Origin of the sequence: Pseudomonas sp. C8002, from assembly GCF_013385765.1 — a bacterium.
GTDB lineage: Bacteria > Pseudomonadota > Gammaproteobacteria > Pseudomonadales > Pseudomonadaceae > Aquipseudomonas.
In genome coordinates this window covers 99,319-111,733 of the sequence record NZ_JACAPJ010000039.1, presented here as the reverse complement: position 1 = coordinate 111,733, position 12,415 = coordinate 99,319, and the positions used below count along the sequence as shown (strand labels likewise).

Here is a 12,415-nt window from a genome sequence, read left to right as displayed (position 1 = left end):
CCGGCCGGCTTGAGTGTTTAAAAACCAAATCAAAAGCTAAAGCGGGCACGGTCCACTGTAGGAGCTGGCTTGCCGGCGATGGCATCACCTCGGTGTGTCTGATTCACCGAGTTGTCTGCATCGCCGGCAAGCCAGCTCCTACAGAAAAGCAGCTCTGCCTTCGCTCTGGCTTTTGATCTGGCTTTTAACACTCAGGTCGGCTTTCAGGCCGCCGTGCTCTTGCTTTTGATCTTGATCTGACTGCCCCAATAANNNGGGTAAACCGGCAGGACGCCGGTTTACCCGCGCCGGGCCATGGATGGCCCGTCGCGGCGGCCCGCTTCGTGCTGCCGGAGTGAGGGAACGCCGAGCCTAGGCGAGGCGCCGACAGGCGGGGCAGAGCGCTTTGGTTACTTTGTCGCTTTTGCAAAGTGACTCGCTGTAAGAGCGAAACCATAAGCAGCCATGACCTAAATAACGGATATGCCCCCAATCAATGCGCAATACACACCGACTTCAGCTCGGTATAAGCCTCAATCACCGCCCGCCCAAACTCCCGCCCCATCCCCGATTGCTTCACCCCGCCAAACGGCATCGCCGGGTCCAGCAACACATGCGCATTCACCCAAACCGTCCCCGCCTCGATCCGCGGCACCAGGTTCATCGCCTTACCCAGATCATTGGTCCAAAGACTGGCCGCCAACCCATACCGATTGTCATTGGCCAACTCAATCACCGCATCCTCATCATCAAACGCCATCACCCCCAACACCGGCCCAAACACCTCCTCCCGGGCCACCGCCATCCCATGATCGATATCCGCCAAAATCGTCGGCCGCACATAAAACCCCTCACCCGCAACCTCATCCCCACCGATCACCACCCGCGCCCCTTCAGCCCGGGCCTGCTCGATATGGCGCAGTACCCCTTGCTGCTGCTTGCGCGACACCAACGGATTAATCGCCGCCTCACCATCCATCCCCGCCCCCAACGGCATCGCTGACACCGCCGCCGCCAACCCCTCGACAAACCGGTCATAAACCGAACGATGCACATAAAAGCGCGAAGCCGCCGCACACACCTGCCCGTTGTTCAGCAACCCACCCAGGATCGCCCCCTGGATCGCCTTATCAATATCCGCATCCGCCAACACGATCATCGGATTCTTGCCCCCCAACTCCAGGGCAAACCGCGTCATGTTCTCCATGCACGCCACCCCCACGCTCTTGCCCACCGCAGTCGAACCGGTAAACGACACCTTGCTCACCAACGGATGAGCAGTCAGAACGCCCCCCACCGAGGCCCCGCCGCCGGTCACCACGTTGAACACCCCCGCCGGAATCCCCGCCTCCAGCGCCAGCTCCGCCAGGCGCATCGCCGTCAGCGGCGTTTCCATCGCCGGCTTGATGATCACCGTGCACCCGGTCGCCAGCGCCGGCATCAATTTCCAGGCCGCAATCAGCAGCGGGAAATTCCACGGCACGATGCCCACCACCACGCCCACTGGCTCGCGCTTGGTGAACGCAGTGAACCTGGCCCCCGGCGGCAAAGGGATGGACACGTCGAAGGTCTGCCCTTCGATCTTGGTCGCCCAGCCCGACATGTAGCGCATGAACTCCACCGTGGCGTTCAGATCCAGCCCCCGCGCCAGGTTGATCGACTTGCCCTGGCTCAGGGTTTCCAGCTGCGCCAGCTCCTCGGCATGGGTCTCAACCAACGCGGTGAATTTCAGCAAAATCCGCTCACGGTCGGCCGGGCGCAATCCCGACCACACGCGGGACTTGAACGCCGCATGGGACGACTGCACCGCCTGCTCCACCACGTGCAGCGGCGCGTCGAGGGTTTCGCACAGGGTTTGCCCGGTGGCCGGGTTGATCACCTTGATGTGTTCGCCCTCGGCAAATACCCATTGGCCATCGATAAAGCAGCCATGACGACGGTCCAGGAATGCAGCCACCTGCGGCAGGATTTCAACGTTGCTCATGATTCACCTGTATTCAATGCTGTTCTTTGAGAAAGCAGGCGACCGCTTGGCGATCGTCGGCCGAAGCCAGGCCCATGTAGGGCATGTAGGTGCCGGGCACAAACGCCTGGGGTTGGGTGATGAATTGCGCGATGGTCTCGGCTTGCCACTCGACGTTTTTGTCACGCATCGCCTGGGAGTAGCTGAAGCCCGCCAGGGAGCCGGATTTACGCCCGTAAACGCCTGCCAGGTTCGGCCCCATCATTGTCGCGCCGCCCTTCGCCACCGCATGGCACACGCTGCATTCGTTGGCGAAAACCTGGGCGCCACGGCTCTGGTCAGGGCTGCATTCAGCGGCGAATGCGCTGTGGGCCAGGACCAGCGACAGCAGGCCGGCCAGGGAAAATCTGTGTGCAGTGAACATAGAAAAACGACCTTGGAAATCATCGAAGTTGCCGACGATTGTCAGGGCTCAAGGTCGCTCGGGTTTTGCCCTGCGTGCCAGTCGTATTGGCCGGGCTGCCAAACCGTGGATTCTGGCAAGCACAGTCAAGTCTTTGGCAACCAGACAAAAGGCACGTCACTTCGCCAGCATTAGTATCGCGGCAGACCCCAACCCTGTGGTCATGAACAAGAATGGATGCCACACCATGCTCAAGTCCCCCTTGCTTCGTCTCTCGACCCTCGCGCTGATGATCGGCGCCAACCCGGCCGGCGCTTATGAGCTGTACGCCGATGACAGCAGTCATCTGAACGCCACGCTGGAAGCGGTATTCGGTGCCTTCCACAGCCAGCAGAACTACAGTCAATCCGGCCGCCTGGCCAAGGGCTCCTCGTCCTGGCGCGAGGGCTACGTGAAGTACGGCCTGAGCTTCGACAAAAGCTTCAGCGGCGCCGGCACCACCTACGGTGCGGCCAACCTGCTGAGTTCCGGCACCTGGGGCGACGGCGATGCCGCAGGTTTCAGCGACGGTTCGGAGCGCACCACAAAATTCGAAGACGCCTACCTCGGCTGGCGCTCGGGCAAGTTGTTTGAGGCCCTGGGCGAGAATGGCGTGGACCTGTCCTTCGGCCGCCAGAACATCGTGGTCGGCGACGGTTTCCTGATTGACGGCGACGCGCTGAACTTCGGCAAGGGCGTGGCCGATGGCGACCTCAATCGCGGCGGCGGCTACTACATCGCCGCCCGCAAGGCCTTCGACGAAACCGCCGTGTTGCGCCTGGGCGGCAAGGACGGCTGGCGCAGCGACCTGATGTGGCTCAAGTCCGATAACCGTGCCCAGGCCAAGACCGAGATGTACGTCGCCACCCTCGAACACGTGGCCGCCGAAGGCACCGTGGGGCTGACGTACATCGACACCACCGACGTCGACAAGCAGTACGCCTCCCCCACGCAGCTGGAACGCGATGGCATGAAGACCTACAGCCTGCGGGCCACGGGCAATGCCGGGGTGACCAACCTGTTCCTGTCCGGCGAATACGCCTGGCAGGACAAGCCCCACACCGGCAACGAAGACGCCTGGTACCTGGAAGCTGGCTGGACCTTCTCCGACGTGACCTGGACGCCGTATGTGAGCTACCGCTACAGCCGTTTCTCGGAAGGTTTCGACCCGCTGTTCTACGGTTTCAGCCGTGGCTACGGCACCTGGTTCCAGGGTGAAGTGGCGGGCAACTACGCCGGGCCGTTCAACAACAACTCACGCATCCAGAACGTCACGTTCAAGGTTTCGCCCCTGCAGAACCTCAACGTCGGCGCGGTGTTGTTCGACTTCAAGACCATCGACCGCAACCTCGGCAACAGCGACGGCCACGAGCTGGACCTGTATGCCGAATGGCACGTCAACGACCACTTGACAGTGATGCCGCTGATCGGCCTGTACCAGCCGGACAAGAGCGCCGAGCAAGGCGGCACGCAGCTGGGCAACCACGATAAAAACCTCTACAGCCAAGTGGTGTTCGCCACTAACTTCTAAGCCCGGCCGGGGCGGTGGCGCCGCCATCGCCCCGCCTGGCCAAGGCCTTCGCAATGCACACGAAATTCCTCACGATCCAGAGCAAGATCGCCCTGCTCGCCGGCCTCTGCCTGTTATTGGTGGTCGGCCTGCTGATGAGCCTGTCGCTGTACCAGACCCACCAGAGCAGCCAGCACGTGGCCCAGGCCAGCAGCGACATGCTCGCTGCCGCCGCCAAGGAACACATGCAGGCCCTGGGGCAAGTTCAGGCCATGCAGGTGCAACGCACCTTCATGCAAACCCATGAATACGGCCAGGGCTTGTCGCGTTATGTGCTGTACCTGCGGCAACTGCAACAACAGGGCAAACTGACCCGCCCAGAGTTGCGCCAGGAGCTGAATACCCAGCTGCGCCAGGCCCTGGTCGACAAGCCCGACCTGCTCGGGATTTACGTCATTTTCGAAGCCAATGCTCTGGACGGTGACGATGCCCACTTCGTCGACCAGGCCGCCGTCGGCAGCAACGAGGCCGGGCGCTTCGCCCAATACTGGGTGCAGGCCACCCCGGGTGAACTGACAGCGGTAGTCGGCGACGAAGCGCTGCTGGCCAATACCTCGCCCGGCCCCAGCGGCGCGCCGTACAACGCCTTCTACACCTGCGCCCGCGACACCGCCAGGGCCTGTGTGCTGGAGCCGTATTTCGACGAGGCTTCCGGCAGCCGCAAGCTGGTGACCAGCATTGCGTTCCCGCTGATGGAGCACGGCAAGGTGATCGCGGTGATTGGCCTGGACATCAACCTGGCGGCCTTGCAACAGGCCAGCCAAACCAGCGCCGGGCAACTGTTCGACGGCCACGGGCAAGTCAGCATCGTCAGCCCCGAAGGCGTGATTTCCGCCTACAGCGAGGACGCCAGCCGCCTCGGGCAGCCGATCAGCGAAGTCATGCACGATGGCGCCCAGGTACTGGACGCGTTGCGCCAGGGGCAACCGCAAACCTTTGTCGATCAACAGCAAATCAAGCTACTCGAACCGCTGGCACCGATTGCCGGTGCCGCACCGTGGGGCGTTCTGGTGGGCGTGCCGCAGTCGGTGCTGCTGGCGCCGGTCACTGCGCTGCAACAGCAACTCGATGCCCAAGGGGTGAAAAGCACCGCCCTGGAACTGCTGCTGGGTGGCGGCTCAGCCCTGCTCGGCCTGCTGTTGATCTGGTACGCCGCGCTGCGCATCACCCGGCCGCTGCAAACCCTGACCCGGGTGATGGAAGACATTTCCCGGGGCGAAGGCGACCTGACGCGGCGGCTGGAGGTGCCATCCCGGGACGAGATCGGCCAGTTGGCCAGCGCCTTCAACCGTTTTGTCGAACGCATCCACCAGTCAATTCGCGAAGTGTCTTCAGCGGGGCTCGGGGTCAACCAGGTGGTCAAGCGGGTGCTGCTGGCCTCGAATTCCTCGCTGAACAACTTCGATGAACAGGCGACCCGCACCAACAGTGTCGCGGCGGCGATCAACGAACTGGGCGCCGCCGCCCAGGAAATCGCCCGTAATGCCTCCGACGCTTCGCAGCAAGCCTCCGGCGCCCGGCAACAGGCTGAGGACGGGCGCCAGGTGGTGGAGCGCACGATTGCCGTGATGAATGAACTGTCGGGCAAAATCAGCGCCTCGTGCGTGCACATCGATGCGCTGAATCACAAGACGGTGAACATCGGGCAAATCCTGGAGGTGATCAAGGGCATCTCCCAGCAGACCAATCTGCTGGCACTGAACGCCGCCATTGAAGCGGCCCGGGCCGGTGAGGCCGGGCGCGGGTTTGCGGTGGTGGCCGATGAGGTGCGCAGCCTGGCCTATCGCACCCAGGAGTCGGCGCTGGAGATTCAGCAGATGATCGAAGAGCTGCAGGTGGGCGCACGGGAATCCGTCAGCACCATGACCGAGAGTCAGCAGCACAGCGAGGAAAGCGTGAGCATCGCCAACCTGGCGGGTACGCGGCTGGCCAGCGTGACGCAGAGGATTGGCGAGATTGATAACGTCAACCAGTCGGTGGCGGCGGCGACCGAGGAACAGACGTCGGTGGTGGAAGCGCTGAATGTGGACATTACCGAGATCAATATGCTGAACCAGGCCGGGGTGGAAAACCTGCAGTCGACGCTGCAAGCCTGTACCGAGCTTGAGCGTGAAGCGGAACGCTTGAATCAGCTGGTGGGCAGCTTTCGCATCTGACCAACAACTGCCCCGCAGGCCCCATGTGGGAGCGGGCTTGCTCGCGAAGACAGAGTGTCAGCCACTGAATAGGTTTCTGATACACCGCCTTCGCGAGCAAGCCCGCTCCCACATTTGATCTCCTGAACCTTCAGCAATGGGCGCCAGCATGCTCAATCCGGTGAAACAGCCGGTTGAAGTACACCAGGCTGTCGCCCTGCCCCCGCACCCCAACCCGCGACAACTCCACGAACATCACCGAATGCGACCCTACCTCCTTGCACTCACTGATACGCCCTTCCAGCTGCACCAGCGCATCCCGCAGCACCGGCACCCCCGCCTCGCCTCCGTCCCACAGGTCCCAGGCAAACCGCTCCGCCATGGGCACCTGGGTCATCCCGGCAAAGTGCCGCGCCAGCTCTTCCTGCTCCCCGCACAGCACGTTCACGCACAGCTGCCCATTGGTACGGAACACATCATGGGTCGCACTCCCGCGGTTCACGCACACCAACACCGTGGGGGGCGAATCCGTCACCGAGCACACCGCACTCGCCGTGATCCCGCAACGCCCGCCGGGGCCGTTGGTGGTGATGATGTTCACCGCGGCCGGCAGTTGCGCCATGGCGTTGCGAAAGTCGATTTGCTGCTGGCTCAGGTCGGCCATGTCGGTGCCCCTTTACGGTCCGTGGGTGATGCCACAAGACTAAGACGCCCCGTGCGGCGCGACCATTCAGACGATCCCCATGCCGACTAGGTGGTTTCTTTATCGTCAGGGCCGTTCACACTGGGTATTCTGCTGGCAAGGCTCCACAGATGAGCCAATGTCCGCCGCAGCGTGCCCGCGTGCGAAAACAACAATTAGAAATTCTCGTGGCAGTCCCTGATGGAAATTCGCACACCTATTGTTTACATCGTTGATGACGACAAAGACCTGCGTACCTCGCTGGCCTGGCTGCTGGAGTCGGTCAGCGTAAAGGCCCAATGTTTCGCCGGGGCCGAAGAGTTCCTTGCGCACTACGACCCGCGCCAGCCCGCCTGCCTGGTGCTGGACGTGCGCATGCCGCAGACCAGCGGCTTCCAGTTGCAGGAGATCCTCAACCGGCGCGGCAGCACCTTGCCGACCATCTTCGTGTCGGCCCACGGCGACATACCGATGTCGGTCACCGCAATGAAAAACGGCGCGCTGGATTTCGTCGAGAAGCCCTACAACCCGCAACAGATGATCGACCGCATCCAGGCCGCGCTGAAGACCGCTGTACAGGCCCAGGCCGACCAGGAACAGCGCGAGCACCTGCAAGGCAAGCTGGCGCTGCTGACGAGCCGGGAGCGAGAAGTGTTGATGCTGGTGGTGGACGGCAAGGCGAGCAAGGTGATTGCCCGCGAGCTGAACATCAGCGTGAAGACCGTTGACGTGCACCGCACCAAGATCAAGGAAAAGATGGGCGTGACCAGCATCGCCATGCTGGTCCGCGAGGTGTTGTATCCCTAGGGCGCGATGATTGAATGTGGGAGCTGTCGAGCCTTGGCGAGGCTGCGAAGGGATCGCGGCGGTGTACCTGTCAGACCGAGTGGCCTGCATCGCGGGCAAGCCCGGCTCCCACAGGAAAATGCATTCCAGGTTCGGGAGCGGCACGCATCAATGATGGCTATAGCGCTTGCGGTACTCGCCCGGTGACACGCCGAAGCGCGACTTGAACGCCGATGAGAAGTAGCTGGAGTCGGAGAAGCCCCAGGCATAACAGAGTGCCGACAGCTTCTGCTCCGCCGGCGAATGGCGCAGGGTTTCGGCGCAGAAATCCAGGCGTCGGTGCTTGATGTATTGCGCCACCACCAGCCCGCGCTTGGAAAACATCCGGTACAGCCCGCGCACCGACACTCCGACTTCCCGGGCGATCAGCTCGGGGCAGAGTTCTTCGGCGCCGATGTGCGCATCGATGTAGGCGATGGTCTTGCGAAACTGCCGTTCCTGGGTGTCCACACCGTTGTCCCGGGCGCTGATCCCCGGCAGCAGCAGGCTGACCAATGCATCCAGCACGGCTTCGCTTTCCTGCATGCCCAGGTCGTTTTGCTGGCGGGTGTCGAGCACCATCTGGCTGGCCATCAGCGCCAACGGCGTGCGCGCCGAGATCCGCGTCGCGCAGTTGACCACCGTGAAGTGCGAACCGCGCTCCACCACCTGGCGCGGCAGGATCAGCGACAATTGCCGGGAGTTGTCGTGGTAGGTCATGTCACTGGGGCGGCAGGCGTCGATCAGGGCGATGTCACCGCAGCCCAGTTGCGCACGGTTGTCGCCCTGTTCCAGCTGTGCGCTGCCCTGCAACTGGAACACCGCGTAGTAGTGCCCTTCATTGCCCGTACTGACTTCCTTGCTGCTGCGATACAGATGCACCTGGGCCATATCGACCACGCTGAGCTTGATCGCGCCGCTGCGAAACTCGCTCAACTCCCCATAAAACCCCGCGCCCAGGGCCCTGGCATCGAAGCGTCCACAGGCCTGGTTAACCTGCTGTAACCAACGCTCGAACGATTCGTTACGTTGCACCGTTGAACTCATCATGACCGCAAGGCCTCACGTTTTTTATTTTTTTGGTCCCAGCAATCTTACGGGTAGCGCCGATCAAATATCCAATACCAGACGAGCGGAAACCGCCCGGGAAACACACGCACAAATCTGCCGGTTGGCGGCCTTCTCCTTGGTCGACAGGCAATTGTCACGGTGCTCGGGCACGCCTTCCAGCACCTCGACAATGCAGGTGCCGCAGAGGCCTTCGCGGCACTCGGTGTCGATGTCGCAACCGTGGGCCTGCAATACGTCCACCAGGCTGGTATTCGCCGGTACTTGCAGCACCACGCCGGAGCTGGCCAGCTCAACCTCGAAACCACCGCTGGGCCCGACATTCGCCGCTGGGTCGGCCTGGAAGTGCTCCAGGTGGATCGCGTCCTCTGGACGGCTGCGGGCCGCCACTTCCACCACCTTGTGCATGAACGGTGCGGGGCCGCAGGTGTAGACGTGGGCAGCCGCGCCCGCCTGCTCCAGGCAGGCGCTCAAGGCCGCATCCAGCGCGCCCGGCTCGACGCCATAGTGAAACTGCACATGCTCGCCGAATGTATCGGCCAACAGCTGGGTAAACGCCGCGTACTGCGCCGAACGTGCAAAATAGTGCAGGCGCCACGGCTGGCCGCTGTCGGCCAGTCGATAGGCCATGCTCAACAGCGGCGTCACCCCGATACCGGCGGCAAACAGCGCATGGGCCGGCGCCTCCGGGTCGAGGCGGAACAGGTTGCGCGGCGCGCCCATCTCCAGTTCCATGCCCTCCCGCACCTGCTCATGCAGGGCCAGGGAGCCGCCACGGGATTGCGCCTCTTTCTTCACCGCCACCAGGTACGCGCGGCCATCGTGGGGCGGGCTGCACAGCGAATACTGGCGGGTGACGCCGGTTGGCCCGGTGAGGTCCACATGGGCCCCGGGCTCATAACTGTCGAGGGGCTGGCCGTCACTGCGCACGAGGCGAAAGGAACGGATATCCAGCGCTTCATCGACGATGCGTTCGATCTTCACCTTCATCATTGCAGCACCTGAATCCTGTTGTTTCGGTTGAACGCTAACCTGTGGCGAGGGAGCTTGCTCCCGCTGGACTGCGCAGCAGGCCCACTCTCTTCGGCGATGACTAGCGCATGAACAGCCCGCCGTTGATGTCCCAGCACGCGCCCGTGATCGAGGCGGCGTGGTCGGCGATCAACAGCAGCACGGTGTCGGCGATGGTGTGCGGGTCGCCGAGGGTGCCCGTCGGGATAATCTTGAGGATCTGCTCCAGGCGCTCCGGCGCCACGGTTTCGCGCACCACCGGCAAATCAAGCGGGCCTGGCGAAATGCTGTTGACCGTCACGCCTCGGGGCGCCAGTTCACGGGCGAAGACCTTGGTCAGCGTAGCCACGCCGCCCTTGGCCGCGGCGTAATGCGCGCCAGTGGCAGTTCCGCCGTTTTGCCCGGCGAGGGAGGCGATATTGACGATGCGCCCGAACCCTCGTTCGGCGAAATGCGCACCAAACACCTGGCAGGCCACGAACGTGCCCCGCAGGTTGATCGCCATCGATTCGTCGAATTCCTCGGGTGTGATGTCCATCAGCGCCGCAACTTTCGACACCCCGGCGTTGTTCACCAGGATATCGGTGCCGCCCCAGCGCTCGCTGAGCAGGTCCCGGGCGCGAATAAAATCGGCCTTGTTGCGCACATCCAGCTCGATGGCGACGGCGGTTTCGCCGCGGTTGTCGAGTTCAGAGGCCAGGCGCTGCACGCCGTCCAGGTGCACATCCGCCAGGCCCACGCGGTAGCCTGCGGCGTGCAGGCGCCGGGCGATGCATTCGCCGAGGCCACGGGAGGCGCCGGTTACAAGCGCGATTCGGTTCATCAGGATGTCCTCATCTCAACTGTGGGAGCTGGCTTGCTCGCGAATGCGGTGTGTCAGTCAATGCATGTAGCGACTGATCCACCGCATTCGCGAGCAAGCCCGCTCCCACATTGGTTTTGTGTCGTTGTTTGAATCGTGCTTACAACAGAAAGCCGAGCGCACTCAGGCTGTCGGTGGAATTGATCAGCCGCACCACCTTGCGCTCCAGGGTCGCGACCCCGGCGCTGAACCGGATGCGGTAATTCAGGTCGGCCACGAACGGCGTGTGTACCCCGCGCTTGTAGGCGTACAGCAGCTGCGCACAGTTAACCTCCACCACCTCGCCCGCTGCTTCCACCAGGGTGAATCGCGAGACACTGCGCACGGTTTTCGCCGCATCCACCGCCGACGGTGAATACCCCGCCGTCAGCCGTTCGATGCGCAGGTCACGCATGCGCGCATCGTCATAGGCATAGTTGAGGTTGGCTTCAAAATCCTCGGTGTCCGGGTCGATCGGTACGACGTAGCGCCCGCTCTCGCTCCACAACGCGGCCCATTGCACGTAGTCCTTGTGGTCCAGCAGTTGGGCTTCACGCCAGATGAATTCGATGGCCTGGGCCAGCGGTGCGGTAAAACCAGTCAGGGTGTTCATTGGCTCATCATCCTTTTCCACATGTCATAGGCCCCGCGCATGCCGCCTTCATCAGTGGCGTGGGATACCTTGTCGCCGTTGTCGGCCAGCACTTCGCGGTTCAGGCCACGGTTGACCAGGATCGGTGCGTCAACGCCGGCATACGAGCCGCGTTGCACCCGGTCCCAGGCTTCGGCGTCGTCGGGGCTGCCAAAGCCGAACGGGCCCTGGAAGTGTTCGTGGATGCGCAGGCGCTCGCGGTTGGCAACCTGTGGGCCGCCCTCCATGCCCAGGGCGACGTGGCGGATTTCGGTCTCGGTGACCGACACCGGGCGCAGCACCCGGAAGAACGACATCGACATGGCGACATTGGGAAACAGGTTGAGGTTGAACCCGGCGCCGTGCAGCGAGCGCACGATGCGTCGCACCTGGGCCGGCTCCATGGTTTTCGACAGTTCTTCGGTGACGTGGGCGAAACGCTCCTGCAACTGCTCGGTACCGTCGTCGTGGTCCAGGTCGACATGCTCGGGCACCATCACCATCACGCTGTGGCCATTGCCCAGGGAATGGGTGACGGCCTGCTCGTCGGTCATGAACGAGAGCATTTCCGAGGTCTCGGCGTCCACCGACGACATGAACGACTTGTGCACGATCGGGAAGTGGTAGCCGTCGGTGGTGTTTTCCAGCTGGATCTTCCAGTTGCCCTTGAAGCTGAACTTGTGTTCGCCCTGGGTCTTGATCGGGTAGCCGGCGCCCTGCTTCATGAACAGGTCCATCCAGTGTTTGGCGCCGCCGAGAAAGTCGGCCAACGGTTCGATATCGTCGTTGTAGCTGGCGAATACCATCCCGGCGTAGCTGTCCACCCGCAGGCTGGTCAGGGGTAACTCGGACTTTTCCAGGATGCCTTCGTAGCCGTCCGGGTAAGGCAGCGCCCGCAGCTTGCCGTCCAAACCATAGGACCAGCTGTGATACGGGCAGGTGAAGCCGCTGGCGTTGCCCTTGTGCTTCTCGCAAACCGTGGCGCCACGGTGGCGGCAGCGGTTTTCCAGCACGTTGATCGCGCCTTTCTTGTCGCGCACCACAATCACCGGGCGCCGGCCGATGGTCGCGGTCTTGAAGTCGCCGCTGTTGCGCACTTCGCTTTCATGGGCGACCCAGACCCAGGTGCGGTAGAAGATCTTTTCCAGTTCGGCCTCGAACAGCGCCGGGTCGTTGTACAGCGAGACGTCGACGCGATCGTGCTTGACCAACTCGTCGAGGCTTTTCGATTTGGCAATCAGCCGGTATTCATGGGTACTCATGGAGCC

Annotated in this window: 11 protein-coding genes and 1 pseudogene; 4 read left to right on the top strand and 8 right to left on the bottom strand. The window is 62.8% G+C overall.

Annotation, left to right across the window (positions count from 1 at the left end):
- Positions 1-472: 472 nt before the first annotated feature.
- Both HX814_RS29620 and HX814_RS29615 read right to left on the bottom strand, forming a co-directional pair.
- A complete protein-coding gene (locus HX814_RS29620) occupies positions 473-1,963 on the bottom strand; it encodes an aldehyde dehydrogenase family protein (RefSeq protein WP_177009337.1) in 1,491 nt (496 codons plus the stop codon).
- A gap of 13 nt (positions 1,964-1,976) precedes the next feature.
- The gene (locus tag HX814_RS29615; RefSeq protein WP_003212617.1) at positions 1,977-2,366 is read right to left on the bottom strand and encodes a cytochrome c family protein; all 390 of its coding nucleotides are present in this window, start codon (positions 2,364-2,366) and stop codon (positions 1,977-1,979) included.
- Positions 2,367-2,592: 226 nt separating this feature from the next.
- On the opposite strand from HX814_RS29615, the gene HX814_RS29610 reads away from it, so the two are divergent.
- From HX814_RS29610 to HX814_RS31830, 3 genes and pseudogenes are all read left to right on the top strand, one after another.
- Positions 2,593-3,915: a hypothetical protein gene (locus tag HX814_RS29610; RefSeq protein WP_177009338.1), complete on the top strand. Its 1,323-nt coding sequence runs from the start codon at positions 2,593-2,595 to the stop codon at positions 3,913-3,915.
- Between the two features lie 53 nt (positions 3,916-3,968).
- Positions 3,969-5,255, top strand: a pseudogene (locus tag HX814_RS31835) (HAMP domain-containing protein); the annotation flags it as partial.
- Positions 5,256-5,279: 24 nt separating this feature from the next.
- On the top strand, positions 5,280-6,110 hold the full coding sequence (locus tag HX814_RS31830) for a methyl-accepting chemotaxis protein (RefSeq protein ID WP_371132386.1): 831 nt from the start codon (positions 5,280-5,282) through the stop codon (positions 6,108-6,110).
- A 130-nt stretch (positions 6,111-6,240) separates the two neighbouring features.
- On the opposite strand, the gene hpaC is transcribed toward HX814_RS31830, so the two are convergent.
- Positions 6,241-6,753: a 4-hydroxyphenylacetate 3-monooxygenase, reductase component gene (gene hpaC / locus HX814_RS29600; RefSeq protein WP_003212611.1), complete on the bottom strand. Its 513-nt coding sequence runs from the start codon at positions 6,751-6,753 to the stop codon at positions 6,241-6,243.
- Between the two features lie 219 nt (positions 6,754-6,972).
- Between hpaC and HX814_RS29595 the strand changes: the two genes are divergently transcribed.
- Positions 6,973-7,578 (top strand): response regulator transcription factor, encoded by a 606-nt coding sequence (locus HX814_RS29595; protein WP_003212609.1) that lies wholly within the window; start codon positions 6,973-6,975, stop codon positions 7,576-7,578.
- Between the two features lie 147 nt (positions 7,579-7,725).
- Here the strand turns inward: HX814_RS29595 and feaR are convergent, their stop codons facing one another.
- From feaR to HX814_RS29570, 5 genes are all read right to left on the bottom strand, one after another.
- Positions 7,726-8,646 (bottom strand): transcriptional regulator FeaR, encoded by a 921-nt coding sequence (feaR, locus tag HX814_RS29590; RefSeq protein WP_177009340.1) that lies wholly within the window; start codon positions 8,644-8,646, stop codon positions 7,726-7,728.
- Between the two features lie 60 nt (positions 8,647-8,706).
- Positions 8,707-9,657, bottom strand: a complete 951-nt coding sequence (locus HX814_RS29585) for a PDR/VanB family oxidoreductase (RefSeq protein WP_177009341.1) — start codon at positions 9,655-9,657, stop codon at positions 8,707-8,709.
- Positions 9,658-9,757: 100 nt separating this feature from the next.
- Positions 9,758-10,498, bottom strand: a complete 741-nt coding sequence (locus tag HX814_RS29580; RefSeq protein ID WP_003208858.1) for an SDR family NAD(P)-dependent oxidoreductase — start codon at positions 10,496-10,498, stop codon at positions 9,758-9,760.
- A 139-nt stretch (positions 10,499-10,637) separates the two neighbouring features.
- On the bottom strand, positions 10,638-11,129 hold the full coding sequence (locus tag HX814_RS29575) for an aromatic-ring-hydroxylating dioxygenase subunit beta (RefSeq protein WP_177009342.1): 492 nt from the start codon (positions 11,127-11,129) through the stop codon (positions 10,638-10,640).
- Positions 11,126-12,409, bottom strand: coding sequence for a Rieske 2Fe-2S domain-containing protein (locus HX814_RS29570; protein WP_087694279.1), 1,284 nt, complete (start codon positions 12,407-12,409; stop codon positions 11,126-11,128). Before HX814_RS29570 ends, HX814_RS29575 begins: the two co-directional genes overlap by 4 nt.
- Positions 12,410-12,415: the final 6 nt, after the last annotated feature.